This window comes from Streptomyces sp. NPDC003023, from assembly GCF_042888225.1.
Taxonomy (GTDB): domain Bacteria; phylum Actinomycetota; class Actinomycetes; order Streptomycetales; family Streptomycetaceae; genus Streptomyces.
This window is the reverse complement of record NZ_JBIAPL010000001.1, coordinates 1116238-1132321: the sequence shown is the minus strand read 5'-3', so window position 1 is coordinate 1132321 and position 16084 is coordinate 1116238. Positions and strand designations below refer to the sequence as shown.

Below are 16084 nucleotides of genomic sequence, written 5' to 3'. Positions count from 1 at the left end.
GTCGGGGCGGGTGGACTGTACGGACAAGGCGATCCGCTCTCTCTGTCGAATGCGGGCGAGTGGGGAAGGTTCCGCGGCCGGAGGAATCAGGGTGCGCAGGGTGGGCCCATGCGGTCGTCCAACTCGCGCAGGGCTCCTGCGACGTCGTCGCGCCACTGGTGCAGTTCGGCGGCCGTGGGCGCGAGTTCGTAGCCGTGGTAGTGGCAGGCGCGGCTGAGGTTGGACCAGACGGCCGACCATCGGCGGGCCGTGTCCGGATTCGTGTAGACGGCGAGGCACAGTGCCTGGGCGTGCATGGAGCAGCGGGCGACTTCCGGCCGCCGACGGGTCCAGTAGCGCCGGAGGCCCTCCTCCAGGGCGTGGCGCAGCAGCAGCGCGGCGGCCCGTGGCCAGATGCCTGTCGTGGACGTGGGCGCGGTGCCCAGGAGCCGGTCGGCGGCGGCGAGCAGGTCCTGCGGGGTGGAGTCGGCGGTGCGCGGGAGGGGTACGGGCGGGCGGGTGGTGGTCACAGTGCGCGCACCACCTTCGCCAGGTCGGACACGCGCCGGATGATGTCGTCGACGTCGGAGACGGGCACGGCTTCATGGGAACCCTTGTTGCACCAGTGGACGAGGGCGGAGGCGTCCTGGCCGTGCAGCCGGACCAGAGCGTCCACTGCCTCGCGGGGCCGGTCGGAGTCGCCGTAGAGGGCGAGGGAGGCCAGTTCGGTGAGCTTGTGGGCCCGCTCGATACGGCGCTCGACCTCGGGGTGGGCGAGGCCTGCCGCGAGGAGGGTACGGCGGGCCGGATCGAGGAGTGCCGCCTCCAGCGCGGTACGGCACAGGCCGGGCAGGACGCGGCCCACGACGTCGGCGGGCATGTCACGGTTCTTGGCCAGCGCCTTGGCGTCGTTCAGCGCCTGCTTCACCGGGTCGTCGCCGGAGCGTACCCGTACGACGGAGCCTTCGCGGCGGTCGACGGTGAGCACGGTGGCGGGCAGCCGAAGGTACTTCAGTGCCTGCCGCAGCCGGGTGTCGTGCGTGAAGACCACCACCTGGCGTCGTTCGGCGAGCATCGACAGCACCCTGGCGAGTCCGTCGACCTTCGCCGGGTCCATGGACTGCACCGGGTCGTCGATGACCAGGAAGCGGAACGGGTTCTCGGTCAGCAGCGTGCGGGGCAGGAAGAGTGAGAGCGCGAGGGAGTGGAGTTCGCCCTGGCTCATGACGCCGAGCGCCGGGGCGTCGATGTCGTCGACGGTGACGTCCAGATCCATGCGGCGCTGGTTGCCGGAGCCGCCGAGGCGGACGGGCCCGAGGGCGACGTTCGACTGCTGGCGGAGGCCGGCCCACACGTGCTGAGCGTCCTGTGCGATCGGGCGCATGCGTTCGGCGCGGATCTCGTCGTGGGCCGACTTGAACCATTTCTGTGCGGACTTCACGCGTGCCAGCAGCGGGGCGGCGACTTCGGCGGTGCGTGCCTTGTCCAGCCAGGCCGCGAGCACTCCCGCGGTCTCGCGCCAGGTGTCGTCCTGGTCGGCAAGGTTCTTCGCCGCCTCGTCACGGGTCACGCGTGCCGCGTCGGCGGCGATCCGGGCCGCCGCCTCGGCTCGCTCGGCAAGCGCGGCGGGGTCGGTGACGCTGCGGCAGGCGAGCCAGTCGTCCCAGGCGGCGGCGAGGGGCTGGGGCAGCCATGCGGGCGGCGGAACGGCCAGGTGTCTCAGTGCCGCGGCGGCGGAGTCGAGTTCACGGCGTACGGCGAGGGCGCGGTCGGCCTCGGCGCGCAGCAGTGTCTCCTGTTCGGCGGCCCGCTCTGCCCAGGCGTCGTCGAGTGTGTCCGCGGTGCCGCACACGGGGCAGGCGTCGTGGTCGGGGCGGGCGCGGTGGTGGATCAGGGCTCGGGCGAGGAGTTCGGCACGCTGCAGGGCGTCGTCGGTCGAGGTGCCCCGTACGTCGTCGACGGCGGCGAGGGCCTCGCGCAGTCGGGCGACCGCGGATGCGACGGCGGTCCGGTCGGGGCCCGTCAGGGTCGTACGGCGGCGCAGGTCGAAGAGGAGTTCGTCGTCCGCCTCGCCGATGCCCGCGGCGAGTTCGGCGGCGCGGGCGAGGTCCGGCCTGCGCCCGCGGATCGCGGCTTCGGCGGCCCTCGCGCGTGGATCGTCGGTGCGCTGCAGCACGGTCAGGACGTCCGGGAGTTCGTCCTTGGCGTCCTTGACGGGCGCGTTGTACTCGCGGGCAAGGTCGCGCAGCCGCTTGTCGGCCTCCGCGAGCTGTTCCAGGCCCAGGATCCCGGCGACCGCGTCGTACATGTCGCACGGCCTGCCGCCGATCATCTGGCCGAGTTCCGAGTAGGACAGGAAGGGCCGGTAGGCCGACAGGCCCTCGCCCCAGCCGAGTTCGTGGAACGGAACGGGCTCCTGAGTCGGCCGGTCGAGGACGGCGGAGGATGCGGCGACGTCGTCGCCGTGCCAGGTGCGCAGCACGGTGACGGGCTCGGTCTCCCCCTCGACGAGCATCTCGACGGCGATCTGCGGGTCTTCACCGTCGTGCAGATTGCGCCAGCTCTTGCGCCAGATGTCACTGCGGCCGGACCAGCGGGCGTTGTCGCCGGTGAGCGCGATTTCGACGGCCTCGGCGAAGCTGGATTTGCCCGACCCGTTGCGGCCGGTGACGAGGGTCAGGCCGGGGCCGGGGGTGAGCGGCAGCCGGGTGGTCCGGCCGATGCCGCGGAAGCCGCCGACAGTGACGGACTGCAGGTAGGCGTGCGGCACTCCGCTTCCGGCGGGGGCCGAGTCGCCCACGACGGAGCGGATCAGCGCGGAGGTCTCGGCGTCGAGACCGGAGTCGGCCAGGCGGTCGGCGATGAGCCGGGCGAGGCTTCCGGGGGTGGCGACGCTCTCGGGCAGAGCACGGCTGCTGTCATGCGGCGTGGGGGCGGCGGGTGAATGCGGGACGGGGTGGCTTGCGGCAACAGACGTCATGGGAACCCCCGTTAGGGCAGCGCGGGATGGAACGCCGGAGGTCGAGGAGCGGCAACGGCGTACCCTTACCGTAGCGCACTTCTTGGTTCTTCTTGGAAAAGATTGGAAACCTTGGGCAACATTGCCGGGGGCCGCACATTCACGGACTTCAGCACCACGCCGGTGCTGGAACGAGAGGGAGCCGAGGCGTGCGCGCACCGCACTCGAGGAGGTCTCCGACTCCGGTGTCGGCGCTGTACCGGCAAGGCTGGTGGCCGTGCCGGCCCGCCGTCGCTCCGCTCAGAAGTAGTCGTCCTTGAAAAGATCGTCGTAGTAGTGCGTGCCCGCTACCAGGACCGATGTTGCGCGCAGGGGTAGTCCGCTGCTGGTGCGGGGGACTTCTTGAGAGGTCTGACGGGTGAAGCCGAGTGAGGCTCCCGGAACGAACGAGTACTCCTCGTCAGGTCGCTCGACCGTCCAGCCGCGCTCCGCCGCACGCCGGAACAGGTCCGCAGCCGGTGTGGTGAACACGTCGTCGCCGTTGAGCAACACCCGCGCGTCGGTACGGCTCGCCTCACCCGGCCACCACAGCTCGACGGCGGTGACCGCCTCGCCGGGTTCCTCCAGAAGAACGTTGACGCGGATCTCCCGGCACGCCGTACAGATCGTCTTCGACCTGTCGTCTTCGTCGTGCTCGACATCGTACGGGCCCCACACCGCCACCGCTGCGACGGCCTCCTCGAGCGACATGCCCAGCCGCACGGGCCCGACCCCGTGCGGCGGGTCCAGGACGATGTCCACGGCATCCCTTCGCCTTCCCGGTTGAGAATGTTGTACCGGTGGCCGACCACGCTTGGTGAGCATGTCCTGGAACTTCTTGTTCTGCTCGGGACCGGAGACGGGGAGTGCAGGACACGGGTTCTACGAGTCGGCGAGCCGGTCGAGTTCGCGCATCGCCTCGGAGTGGGCGCTCATGCGCGTGCTCACGATGGCGACGGTCAGCAGCGTCGTACCGGCCGCGAAGACGGGTATGGACAGTCCGAGCACGGCCAAGGCCTCGGGCCAGTCACGTTCGTTGTCGCAGTGGTCGTCCTTGTAGTAACCCTCGTTGGCGGTTCCCAAGTCGGTGAGCAGCCGCGCCTCGCAATCCCTGGTGGGAGCGCCGGGCCTCCCGTCCGCCTGGTAGGAGGTGAGCAGCAGCACGGCGCACCATCCCCACAGGACAGCGGCCAGGGCCAGCAGGCCGATACCCCACGTACGGATCCGCTGGGACCGGGCGCGGAAGTCGAGATCGTATTCGCGTGATCGCATGGTCGAGGAATTTACCGGTGGTCGTGTGACTCGGAACGCCAACGGCCCTTCGACGGACGGCCCCTGCGGTGCGACGGGGCGCAGGCATGTGGAGTTCGGTCTGATGCCGGGCCGATGCCCCGTCGCGCCCGGCCGGGAGTGAGTCCGGGCCGACCGGACCCACCAACGGGGCGCCGTGCTCCCGGTCCCGGGGAATCGTTCGCCCGCGGTGGGGACCGAGGGACGGGCGGGAGCGCCGTCGTGCGGCGGAAGGCGCTCGGCGGTGGGCGCTCGGCCGACTGATGGCGGGCCGCTGCCAGTCGCCCGGCACCGCCTGTCGCGACCGGTGGATCTCGCAGCCATGACGTCAGGAACGCGAGATTCTTTCGGTATGCACGGACCTTGACCGCCTACTTTGCGGTCGATAGCGTTCGATCACCGAATGTGTGACCCCGTCAGATCCGTCGGCCCCACCGGTCGGCGCGGTCTCCGGGACGATTGACTGCCCTTCCGCCGCGGCCTCTCGGTACCTCACCTTTCACGGAGTCACATCCATGTGCGATGCCTGCTGCACCATTCCACCCGGCCCCCGAATAGGACGAGCCCAGTTCCTCAAGCTGATCGGGGCCGGCGCCGCCGCGACAGCCCTGTCCGGCACGGCGTTCGCGAGAACCGCCGCAGCCGCGCCCCGCAGCGCGGCGGGTGCCGGGGAGGCTCCGCTCCTCGTGGACAACGTCCGCGGTTACACCGTCGCCCGCGACGGGCGGCTGCGCCGCTTCTCCCGCATGTTGGTCACCCCCGGCGGCAAGGTCGCCGCCCTCGACCCGGGCGCGGTGAAGGGTGTCCAGCGCCTGGACGGGCGCGGGCGCGTCCTGCTGCCAGGACTGCACGACGCCCACGGGCACCTCTGGGGCATCGGCGCGCTCGCCGTCCGACTGGATCTCACCGGGACCAAGTCGCTCCAGGAAGCGCTGGACCGGCTCGCCGCATACGCCGCCGCGCACCCGGAACAGACCTGGATCCAGGGCCGCGGCTGGAACGAGGTCGTCTGGGGGCTGGGGCGGCTGCCCACCGCACAGGACCTGGACACCGTCGTGTCCGACCGCCCGGTCTGGCTCGTGCGCGTCGACGGACACGCGGGGGTGGCGAACTCCAAGGCGCTCCAGCTGTCCGGAGTGACGGCCGACACGCCCGACCCGGCGGGCGGCCAGATCGTGCGCGATGCCTCCGGCGCACCGACCGGTGTCTTCGTCGACACCGCGAAGACGTTCGTCACCTCCAAGCTGCCCGAACCGACCCTCGAGGACGTACGGGCCCGGGCGCTGGCCGCGCAGACCCGGCTCAACGCCGTCGGTCTGACGTCCGTGTCCGACGCCGGCACCAGCGCGGACGGCGTCGTCGTTCTGCGCGAGCTCGCGTCGTCCGGGGAACTGACGCTGCGCCTCAACGCCTTCCTGGACTACGAGGCGTTCACCGAGATCGGTGCGGATGCCCGGACCGATTCCTACGCCGACGACATGCTGCGCGTCCGCACGGTGAAGCTCTATGTCGACGGGGCGCTCGGCAGCCACGGAGCGGCCCTCATCGAGCCGTACAGCGACCGGCCGTCGACCAAGGGGTTGCTCCAGATGGAGCCGGCCGAGCTCAACCGCCGGGTCCAGGAGATCCTGCGGGGCGGCTACCAGGCCGCCGTGCACGCGATCGGCGACCTCGGCAACCGCGTCGTCCTCGACGCGTACGAGCGCGGCTTCAGCACCGTCGGCGACCAGGGGCTGCGGCACCGCATCGAACACGCCCAGATCATCTCCCTCGACGACATCCCGCGCTTCAAGCGGCTCGGCATCATCGCCTCGATGCAGCCGGTGCACGCCACGGACGACATGAACATGGCCGAGACCAGGGTCGGGCCGGACCGCATCAAGGGCGGCTACGCCTGGCGCAGTCTGCTCGACCAGGGCTCCGTCGTCGCGTCCGGTTCGGACTTCCCCGTCTCGTCCGAGAACCCGTTCGACGGGCTCCACGCAGCCGTCACCCGCACGGACCGTGAGGGGAAGCCGGCCGGCGGCTGGTACCCCGGACAGGCCATGACCCCCGTCGAGGCCCTGCGCTCCTTCACCGTGGACGCCGCGTACGCCGCGCACCAGGAGAAGGTGCTGGGCGGCCTCGAGCCGGGCAAGTGGGCCGACTTCGTCCTCGTCGACAGCGACCCGTTCGATCTGCCGGGCGGGCGCGCCCTGTGGCAGACGGAGGTCCTGCAGACCTGGGTGGCCGGTCACCGCGTCGGCGAGTACGGCGCGCTGTAGCGCACACGACCGAGGGCGCGCCGGGACCTTCACGGGTCGCGGCGCGCCCTTCGTACGCAGGGCGCGCAGACCTGTGCGCTGCTCACCGGCTGCAAGACCGCCTCGCCGTCACGCCGCTCCCCCAGCAGACCAGTACGAACAAACCCGCACGGCCATGCACGGGGCGTGTCCGGCGGCCGCGTCGTGGGGGCGGGGGATCAAGTGGCGAAACCGATCAGGAATAGAGAAGCGCGAGCTCAGGGCCGCCGCTAGCGTGACGCCATGAACCTCACCGGTCGCTCGATCCTCCCCCCGCCCGACGGGCCGGACCAGGTCGCGGCGCCGGGTCTGGGTCCGGGGCCGAGCCGGGTTCCCGGTCCGGCCCCGGTCCCGGTTTCAGGTCCGGTTCCGGACGGACGAGAGACACGACCGCGCCCTGGTCGGCCACGGCAACCGACGGGGACCGTTGCCGTGCACGCGGCGACTACCGTGCACGCCGCGACGAAATGGGACCGGCCGTACTACTCGGAACGGGACGTACCGAGCCGGGCGACGACGACGGAGACCGCGCAGGCGGCCTCCGCCCGACAGATGGAGACACGATGAGCAGGACCACGGGGGCGGACGCGCAGTCGCCTGCACCGCACGTCGCGGACAGCCACGATCTGATCCGTGTGCACGGCGCGCGGGAGAACAACCTGAAGGACATCACCATCGAGATCCCCAAGCGCCGCCTGACGGTGTTCACCGGGGTCTCCGGTTCGGGCAAGAGCTCGCTGGTGTTCGACACGATCGCCGCTGAGTCGAAGCGGCTGATCAACGAGACCTACAGCACGTTCGTGCAGGGCTTCATGCCGTCGATGGCACGACCCGAGGTCGACGTGCTCGACGGGCTGACGACCGCGATCACCGTGGACCAGCAGCGGATGGGCGGTGACCCCCGCTCCACGGTCGGCACCGCCACCGATGCCAACGCCATGCTGCGCATCCTCTTCAGCCGGCTCGGCGAGCCGCACATCGGCCCGCCGAGCGCGTACGCCTTCAACGTCGCCTCGGTCCGGGCGAGCGGTGGGATCACCGTCGAACGCGGTGACGCGAAGACGAAGACCGTGAAGGCCACGTTCAACCGCACCGGCGGCATGTGTACCCGCTGCGAGGGCCGGGGCACGGTCTCCGACATCGACCTCACCCAGCTCTACGACGACTCCAAGTCGCTCGCCGAGGGCGCGTTCACCATCCCCGGCTGGAAGTCGGACAGCTTCTGGACGGTGCGCGTCTACGCCGAGTCCGGCTTCGTCGACCCGAACAAGCCGATCCGCGAGTACACCAAGAAGGAGATGCGGGACTTCCTGTACCGCGAGCCGACCAAGGTGAAGGTCGACGGCGTGAACCTCACCTACGAAGGGCTGATCCCCAAGATCCAGAAGTCGTTCCTGTCCAAGGACAAGGAGGCGATGCAGCCGCACATCCGGGCGTTCGTGGAGCGGGCGGTCACCTTCACCACCTGCCCCGAGTGCGACGGCACCCGGCTGAGCGAGGGTGCCAGGTCGTCGAAGATCGGGAAGATCAGCATCGCCGACGCCTGCGCCATGGAGATCCGGGACCTGGCCGAGTGGATCCGCGGCCTCGAGGAGCCCTCGGTGGCACCTCTGCTCACCGCGCTGCGGCAGACCCTCGACTCGTTCGTCGAGATCGGTCTCGGCTACCTGTCGCTGGACCGGGCGGCGGGCACGCTGTCCGGCGGCGAGGCGCAGCGCGTCAAGATGATCCGCCACCTGGGGTCCTCGCTCACCGACGTCACCTACGTCTTCGACGAGCCCACCGTGGGCCTGCACCCGCACGACATCCAGCGGATGAACGACCTGCTGCTGCAGTTGCGGGACAAGGGCAACACGGTGCTCGTCGTGGAGCACAAGCCGGAGACGATCGCGATCGCCGACCACGTCGTCGACCTCGGCCCCGGGGCCGGTGCCGAGGGCGGCACCGTCTGCTTCGAAGGCACCGTGGAAGGGCTGAGGGCCGGTTACACCATCACCGGCCGCCACCTCGGTGACCGGGCCTCACTCAAGGCGGAGGTTCGCAAGCCCACCGGCGCGCTGGAGATCCGCGACGCGACGGCGAACAACCTGCGGGGAGTCGACGTCGACATTCCGCTCGGGGTGCTCACCGTCGTCACCGGCGTCGCCGGCTCCGGCAAGAGTTCACTCGTGCACGGATCGATCCCGGCCGGTGAGGCCGTCGTGTCGATCGACCAGAGTCCGATCCGCGGCTCCAGGCGCAGCAACCCGGCGACGTACACCGGTCTGCTCGACCCGATCCGCAAGGCGTTCGCCAAGGCCAACGGGGTGAAGCCCGCGCTGTTCAGTGCCAACTCCGAGGGGGCCTGCCCGACCTGCAACGGCGCAGGCGTCATCTACAGCGATCTGGCGATCATGGCGGGAGTCGCCACGACCTGTGAGGACTGCGAAGGAAAGCGGTTCGATGCCTCGGTGCTCGAATACCGTCTCGGCGGCCGTGACATCAGCGAGGTGCTGGCGATGTCGGTGACCGAGGCGGAGGAGTTTCTCGGTGGCGGCGAGGCGCACACACCGGCGGCGCACAGGATCCTCCAGCGGCTCGCCGACGTCGGGCTCGGTTACCTCACCATCGGGCAGCCGCTCACAACGCTGTCCGGTGGCGAGCGGCAGCGGCTCAAGCTGGCGACCAACATGGCCGGCAAGGGCGGTGTATACGTACTCGACGAGCCGACCACGGGTCTCCACCTCGCCGATGTCGAGCAGTTGCTCGGGCTTCTCGACCGGCTCGTGGACGCCGGCAAGTCGGTGATCGTCATCGAGCACCACCAGGCGGTCATGGCGCACGCCGACTGGATCATCGATCTCGGCCCCGGCGCCGGCCACGACGGCGGCCGAGTCGTCTTCGAGGGCACCCCCGCCGACCTCGTCGCCGCCCGCTCCACCGTGACCGGCGAGCATCTCGCGACCTACGTCGGTATCTGACCGCGCCACCACGCGGCGGGCAGGGGCCGGGAGAGGCCTCTTCAGGTGCTGTCCGCCGCGGTCGGCGAGGGCGTCCGCGTGACTCGGCGGGGTCGGACCGGCGCCGGGCCGGGCCCGTCCGGAAGAACGAACCGGACGGGCCCGGCTGGGCCGTGACGAGTGCGGGGCAGGCGTCGCTGTGCCGGTTACGGCGTGGCGGCTCGGCCGCCGAAAGTGACCGCAAGGCGGCCGTCCGAGGCGAAGGACCAGTTCAGGGCGCCGGTGTACGAGGAGCACCGGGAGCCGTTGGTGCCGGTCCAGAACTGGTTCGAACCGTCGGCGTTTCCAACGGTCTTGTCGTTGGAGCCGTCACCGCTGCGACACGAGACGTTGTTCCGGAACACCGAACCGCCTGCGTCGAACGAGAAGTTGCGTTCGGCGTTGTCGATGCTGATGTTGTCGGAGACCGTCATGGCGCCCGGGTTCCTGTTGTAGGTGAACCCGTGCTTGCCGTTGTCGTGGGCGATGCTGCGCCGTACGACGTGGTCGACCCCGATGTCCTCGCCACCGAGCTTGTAGCCGTTGCGGTCGCCGCTCGAGTTCTGGGTGCCGTCGGAGAGGGTGCCGTTCCCGTAGGCGAGGGAGTCCTCGATGGTCACCGCGCCGATGGGGCCGGTCTCCGACTTGGTGTAGAGGTCCCAGCCGTCGTCGATGTTGTTGTGGGCGACGGCGTAGCGGAAGACGTTGCCGGGGCCGGAGGTGAGTTTCGCGGCGAAGCCGTCGGCGTCCTCGCCGTCGGAGTCGGCGTTGTCGTGCGACTCCGCGCTCAGGATGAGGTTGTTGGACGGCCACTGATCGCGCGGGGTGCTGGAGAGCATCCGCGAGAGCTGCAGGCCGGTGTCACGGTTGAAGCGGGTCACGGTGCGTTCGAAGATGTTGTTGCTGCCGCCGACGAAGATCCCGTTGTCACCGGCACGCTCGACGACGATGCCTTTGACGTGCCAGTACGATCCGTGCACGGCGAGCCCGCGGTTCGCCGAGTTCTCGGTCTGGGCCGAGAAGTCGAGGACCGGGGTCTCGCCCGGGTAGGCGGACAGTTGCGTACGGTCGCCCGCGGTGCCGTCGTTGCCCTGCGCAATGGTGACCGTCTGCGAGAAGCGGTAGGTCCCGCCACGCAGGTGGATCGTCCCGCCGGGCGTGACACGGCTGATGGCCGAGGTCAGTGTCGTCGGGTCGGACTGGGTTCCGGCGGCGCTGTCACTGCCGTTCGGCGCGACGTAGAGCGCCGAGCCGGACGGCGGCGGGGTGGTGGTGTCGCCGCTCGTCTCGACGTCGAGGTGGTCGATGTTCGGCAGGCCGGCCGAGGAAGTGGGGGTGAGGCGGACGGTGTTGCTGCCCGAACGCACCGGCACCGTGAAGGTCCTTGTTGCCCAGGTGTCCCATGCGCCGGTGCTCTCGAACGACGCCGACGTGGCCGTCGAACCGTTCACGCTGACGCTCGCGGGCCGTGCGGTGCCGGTGCCGTTGGCGAAGCGGACCGTCAGTGTCGCCGTGCCCGCGACGGGCGCGTTCACGGTGAACTGGGCATAGGAGCCGGTGGCGTTGGTGCCGTTGCAGAATCCGCTGCCGGAGTATCCGGCCCAGTCGGAGTCGATGGTGCCGGTACAGACCGACGGGGAGCTCTCGGCCTCGTAGCGGACGGACGCGGCCTGCGCCGGGTTGCCGGACAGTGCGACGAGCGCACCGGCAAGCAGTCCGGCGCACGCGATGGCGGGGCGTAATTGCATCGTTCGTCTCCAGGTTCGTCGGCTCGTCCGACCGGAGGGTCGGTGTGTCGGGGCGAGCAACTGCGCGGGGCTGACGTTCGACCGGCTCGGGCGCGACAATGCGGCTGGTTCAGCATTATGAACACGGTCGACCGGAAAGAGGTCCCGCTCAAGTACGGCACTGAGCGGTGGGGTAAGCGCTTTCTCCGGAATCTAGAAGCCCGCCATGATGTCGTCAATAGCCATGTACATGATTATTATTCATAATGATGAACACCGGCTCGAGCTGTGGCCGGCCCCTGCAGGACGCCGTGCGTGCGTGCCATGCCGGCACGGCGCCCGGGGCGATCCCGGCGGGAGACGGGGACCCCGGGGCCGCCGTACCGGCTTCCGGGGAGACGGCCGCGTACCGCCGGACCGGGCCGCACCGGGCCCGACCGGTTTGTCAGACCGTCCCGTTAGAGTCTTTCCCAGGCCGCCCCGCACCTTGCTGGGCAGGCCCAACCCCTGGTGGAGAGGCGCGCTTGCCTCTCCGAGCTCGATCCACGACGACAACAGCAAGGAACCCCGCGTGAACGACACGACAGCGTCCTTCCGGCTCCTCCCCGGCGCTCCCGACTCCCCGGTCGTCCTGCACGTCCCGCACTCCTCGCGTGCCGTACCCGCGGACGCGCGTTCCGGCATCCTGCTCGACGACCGCGCGCTCGAGTCGGAGAAGGACCACATCACCGACTCGCACACCGCCGAGATAGCCGCCGGGGCAGCGGCTGCCGCCGCCGTCTCCGGTGTCGCGCCGTGGCAGTTCGTCAACCAGCTGTCCCGGCTGGTCGTCGACCCGGAGCGCTTTCCCGACGAGCGGGAGGAGATGCTCGCGGTCGGCATGGGCGCGGTCTACACACGGACCACGCATCGTGCCGACCTGCGTCCGGCGGACTTCGACGGACGGGCACTGATCGAGCGCTACTTCCACCCGTACGCGGCGGCCATGACGGCCGCCGTGGACGAGCGGCTCGACGCCTTGGGGCGGGCCGTCGTCATCGATGTCCACTCGTACCCGACGGAGCGCCTGCCGTACGAACTGCACGGCGAGGGTCCCCGGCCCCCGATCTGCCTGGGCACGGACGCATTCCACACTCCGCCGGAACTGCTCGCCGCCGCCCGGAAGGCGTTCGCGGGCTTCGGCGGGACGGGCCTGGACAGCCCGTTCGCGGGCGCGTACGTACCGATGAAGCACTACGGCAAGGACCCGCGGGTGAGCGCGCTCATGATCGAGATACGCCGCGACGTCTACATGTCCGAACCCGGCGGCCCGGCCGGCCCCGGTCTGGGCGCACTCGCGGAGGCCCTGGCCGAACTGGTGGACGCGGTGAGCGGCGGGACGACGGCGGGGAGCTGACGGTCCCGGTCCCGGCCGGTTTCGCGGTCCGCTCGCCCGGGGGAAGGCGCGCGGACCGTGGGCACGGCCCTTCACGAACGGGCCGCGGGCACGGCCCTTCCGACGGCCGACCGGGCGGGGCGGGTGCCCGCCGCGTCGGTCAGTCACCGACGCCGGTGCCGATGCCGGTGCCGGTGCCGGTGCCATTGCCATTGCCATTGCCGCTGCCACTGCCACTGCCACTGCCACTGCCGAGGAAGAAGCCCGGGTGCGGTGGCTGGTTGTACGCGGTGTTCTGCCATGCCAGGCCCGTGAGGTACATCCGGTCCTGAAGCCGGGTCACGAACCGGTGGTCCGTGACGATGGGCGTGGAGTAGATCCGTAGCGCGTTGTCGTCGCTCCTCGGCCAGAGGACCTCCTCGCGCCAGTCGCCGAGGATGTCGCCCGAGAGCGACGGGTTGGCCTTGGTGCCGTTGTTGGAGTGCACGCCGGAGCCGGTCAGCAATCTGCTGTCACCACCGGGTCCGTACTTGTCGATGCGTGTGCCGTCCAGCAGTTCGCGTGTGGTGTCCCCGTCCCACCAGGCAAGGAAGTTGGCGGACGACGGCTCGCGGCCACGGGTGGTGCCGTTCGTGTCACGGACGGCGGAGTCGGCGGCCGACCACATCTCGGCCCCCTCGTTGCCCGCCCAGATGTCGCCGGCCACACCCCGCCCGTTGTCGCTGCCCGCTGCGGTCCTCCAGCGGATGCCGCCGTTGGACGGGTCGATGTAGAGCGACGACGGCCGGCTGGTCGACCTCGGATCAGAACGGGTCCCGGCTCCGGGTCCCGGCTCCGGGTCCCGTCCACGGATCGGCACGGTCGACTCACCGGTCCGCCCTGACGGCCCTCACGGCTCACGGCGGCTTCTCCTGGCGGTACGGGCCACGTCGTCGCGCCGTCGGGCGGGCGGCACCCGGCCGACGGCCCGCCGAGCCAACTGGTCACACCGGTCAGAGGAAGTGGCTGCTCGCGAGGTAGGGAGCCGGGTCGGGCATGCCGCGCAGGGCGAGATAGCCCTCCTGGCCGATGTCGAGGCGGGCGGCCAGGCCGACGTCGACCGCCCACTGGTTGGCGGTGGTGATGCAGTTGACCAGAGTGCGCCCCTTCGAGGCGGCAAGTGCCTCCCACAGCAACTGCTGTGCGGTTTCGGTGCGTTCGGCTCCCAGCAGCGCCACACGCCCGCGGTCGTCGATCCATACGTACCCCGCACGCCCCTTGGTCCTGCGGACAACCAGGCGGGGCAGGGTGCGCAGCATGTACGGGTGGTCGGGTCCGTGCCCGGCGCCGCGAAGTTCGCGGTCGAGACGGTCCATCCACTCGAAGTCGTCGGCGGTCCCCTCCTCCAGGCCGGTCACGGCGGGGAGGACTGCGCGGTCCACCGTTCCGACCATGCGCATCTGCGGGTGCAGCGAGAAGCCGGCCAACCGGTAGCGCCGGGTCGCCGCCGGATGCACGGTGGACAAGAACAGACCCGGGCGGCCGTCGGCATGCGCGAGGACGGCGTCCATCAGGCGCCTGCCGATGCCCGTGCCCTGCCGGCCGGGCAGCACGCCGTATGTGGCGAGGAACCAGACGTGGTCACGGTTCTGCGAGATCGCGAACCCGGTGACCTCGTCGCCGTCCCCCTCGACCGCCACCAGGCAACCGCCGGGATCCGTCGCCAGGAAGAAGCCCATACGCTCGATCCACTGCTCGGAGGTGGCGGTGGAGCGCGGTTCCGGTTCCGGTTCGCTCACTCGTCTGGTCAGCCGGTCGCCCTCCAGGAAGGTCACGGCGGCGGCTCGTTCGGCCGAGGCGAGATCATCGACCCGCATCGGTCTGATGCGTACGGCAGGTTCCATGATGTGAGCGTTACCGGATCGACCGCATCAACGCACCCGCCTTTCTTGAGCGTTGTCCACGCACCGGTCGGGTGCGGGGTATGGCACGGGGGCGGCTGCGGCACCGGCGGGATTCGAACCCGCGGGCGGGGTGGGGCCGGTCCGCCCGGATCCCCGTCAATCGGCATGAGGGGGACCTCCCCCACACCGAGCGCAATGGGCCGCTCTGCCACGGCTCCGCAACCTGCGGGACCGCGCGGTCCCGGTCCGCAGAGCCTAAGGGCTGTCCCGGGACGGCGAGGCATTTGCCGCCGTCGCGCTCATGGTGGCGGGCCGCAGGGCCCGTCGGCAGCGGCGGGGCGCGAGTGGGCCGAGTCAGCGCGGTCGAGTCTCCGCAGCGCGAGGAGACCACCGATGCCCGGGACGAGGGACACGGTTTTGACGGAGGCGGTGGCCTGCTGAAGGCGCCATGTCGCGACGACGACGACCAGGTAGGCGCAGCCATGGACGGGGCCCATCAAGGCGGAGACAGGGCGGAGGTGGGCCGTGGCGATGTTCGCCAGCATGACGACCAGTGAGACGAGTTCGGTGTGTGCGGCGATGCGCAGCGGCCGCGGATCCACGGTCAGACTCCTGTGGTGGAGCCGGGACGGATGATCATCAGTACGGTGACCGTGGCCCACAGCAGGTTGAAGACGCCGGTGAGCATCGCGAGGCGGCCGGCCTGGCGTGTGGCCGTCGTCGAACCGGGGCGGGAATCAGTCCCGGTGCCGGTGCGAGAACCGGTCCCGGTGCCCGTGCCGGTGCCGGTGCCGGTGCCCGTGCCGACGCCCAGGGCTGGCCCGACGCCGGGTTCTGGGACGGTGCCCCTGACCGGGCCGGCAGCCTGTGCCGCCACCAGTGCTCTGCCCTGGGCGGGCAGGATCCGGAGCGTCAGGACGGCCGCGGCCACGGCGGTCAGGAGGATCGAGACGATCAGCCATGCGTCGCCGAGCACCCCGAGGCTGCTCGCCGTGGCGAACCCGAAGACGGGGACCGCCGCGCCTACCCCCGCGTAGACCCGGCAGATGCGGTGCAGCAGCCGCAGCGTCGAGAGCGACTCGTGGTCATCCGGGTCGCCGTCGGCACGGCGCAGGGCTGCGGGGAACATGCTCGCGGCGACGGTGACGGGACCGATGGCCACGACTGCGGCCAGGACGTGCAGCGAGAGGAAGAGTTTCGTCACTGCCGGCGCTCCCCGGCCGCTCGGCCGACGCGGCGTTCGCCGGTGACCCGTAAGGCCGGCAGGCGTCCGGCCTTGGAGGTCCCGGACAGACTGTCGCCGTCGACCGTGACGGCGAAGGCGAGGTTCAGCCGCAGGGGTTGGGTGACGGACTGGTTCCAGGTGAGGCGGTCACCAGTGAGGACGACGTCGTCGAGCGCCACGTCCTCGTCCGTCCCGTGGGCCGTGCCGGTCAGAACGCCTTTCTCCCGGCGTAGATCGATCACGGCCTTGATCCTGCCTATGGGGGTGGCGACGCACAGGTCCCAGATGCCTTCGACGGACATGCTTCAGTTCTTCCTCACGGTGTGGTGCGGGCGGGGAGACGCGAC

Annotated in this window: 12 protein-coding genes and 1 pseudogene; 3 read left to right on the top strand and 10 right to left on the bottom strand. The window is 70.6% G+C overall.

Annotated features, from left to right (window positions below; translation table 11 throughout):
- Window positions 1–86 precede the first annotated feature (86 nt).
- The 4 genes from ACFYV1_RS04715 to ACFYV1_RS04700 form a co-directional block, all read right to left on the bottom strand.
- Window positions 87–509, bottom strand: a complete 423-nt coding sequence (locus ACFYV1_RS04715; protein WP_389393886.1) for a hypothetical protein — start codon at window positions 507–509, stop codon at window positions 87–89.
- Complete coding sequence (locus ACFYV1_RS04710; RefSeq protein WP_389393885.1) at window positions 506–2959, bottom strand: AAA family ATPase; 2454 nt, start codon at window positions 2957–2959, stop codon at window positions 506–508. Before ACFYV1_RS04710 ends, ACFYV1_RS04715 begins: the two co-directional genes overlap by 4 nt.
- A gap of 279 nt (window positions 2960–3238) precedes the next feature.
- Complete coding sequence (locus tag ACFYV1_RS04705) at window positions 3239–3739, bottom strand: hypothetical protein (RefSeq protein WP_389393884.1); 501 nt, start codon at window positions 3737–3739, stop codon at window positions 3239–3241.
- 120 nt (window positions 3740–3859) lie between these two features.
- On the bottom strand, window positions 3860–4249 hold the full coding sequence (locus ACFYV1_RS04700; protein WP_389393883.1) for a hypothetical protein: 390 nt from the start codon (window positions 4247–4249) through the stop codon (window positions 3860–3862).
- 533 nt (window positions 4250–4782) lie between these two features.
- On the opposite strand from ACFYV1_RS04700, the gene ACFYV1_RS04695 reads away from it, so the two are divergent.
- A complete protein-coding gene (locus tag ACFYV1_RS04695) occupies window positions 4783–6531 on the top strand; it encodes an amidohydrolase (RefSeq protein ID WP_389393882.1) in 1749 nt (582 codons plus the stop codon).
- A 581-nt stretch (window positions 6532–7112) separates the two neighbouring features.
- Window positions 7113–9509: an ATP-binding cassette domain-containing protein gene (locus tag ACFYV1_RS04690; protein WP_389393881.1), complete on the top strand. Its 2397-nt coding sequence runs from the start codon at window positions 7113–7115 to the stop codon at window positions 9507–9509.
- Window positions 9510–9694: 185 nt separating this feature from the next.
- Here the strand turns inward: ACFYV1_RS04690 and ACFYV1_RS04685 are convergent, their stop codons facing one another.
- Window positions 9695–11275, bottom strand: a complete 1581-nt coding sequence (locus ACFYV1_RS04685; RefSeq protein WP_389393880.1) for a carbohydrate-binding protein — start codon at window positions 11273–11275, stop codon at window positions 9695–9697.
- Between the two features lie 550 nt (window positions 11276–11825).
- Here ACFYV1_RS04685 and ACFYV1_RS04680 point away from each other — a divergent pair.
- On the top strand, window positions 11826–12650 hold the full coding sequence (locus ACFYV1_RS04680; RefSeq protein ID WP_389393879.1) for an N-formylglutamate amidohydrolase: 825 nt from the start codon (window positions 11826–11828) through the stop codon (window positions 12648–12650).
- Window positions 12651–12789: 139 nt separating this feature from the next.
- On the opposite strand, the pseudogene ACFYV1_RS04675 reads toward ACFYV1_RS04680, so the two are convergent.
- From ACFYV1_RS04675 to ACFYV1_RS04655, 5 genes and pseudogenes are all read right to left on the bottom strand, one after another.
- Window positions 12790–13425: pseudogene (locus ACFYV1_RS04675) on the bottom strand (hypothetical protein); the annotation flags it as partial.
- Between the two features lie 196 nt (window positions 13426–13621).
- Window positions 13622–14512 (bottom strand): GNAT family N-acetyltransferase, encoded by an 891-nt coding sequence (locus ACFYV1_RS04670; protein ID WP_389393878.1) that lies wholly within the window; start codon window positions 14510–14512, stop codon window positions 13622–13624.
- A gap of 299 nt (window positions 14513–14811) precedes the next feature.
- On the bottom strand, window positions 14812–15114 hold the full coding sequence (locus ACFYV1_RS04665; protein ID WP_389393877.1) for a DUF3817 domain-containing protein: 303 nt from the start codon (window positions 15112–15114) through the stop codon (window positions 14812–14814).
- 2 nt (window positions 15115–15116) lie between these two features.
- Window positions 15117–15716 carry a hypothetical protein gene (locus ACFYV1_RS04660; protein WP_389393876.1) on the bottom strand — a complete coding sequence of 200 codons (600 nt, stop codon included), beginning with the start codon at window positions 15714–15716 and terminating at the stop codon, window positions 15117–15119.
- Window positions 15713–16039, bottom strand: coding sequence for a hypothetical protein (locus ACFYV1_RS04655; protein WP_389393875.1), 327 nt, complete (start codon window positions 16037–16039; stop codon window positions 15713–15715). The genes ACFYV1_RS04660 and ACFYV1_RS04655 overlap by 4 nt, the downstream gene beginning before the upstream one ends.
- Window positions 16040–16084 lie beyond the last annotated feature (45 nt).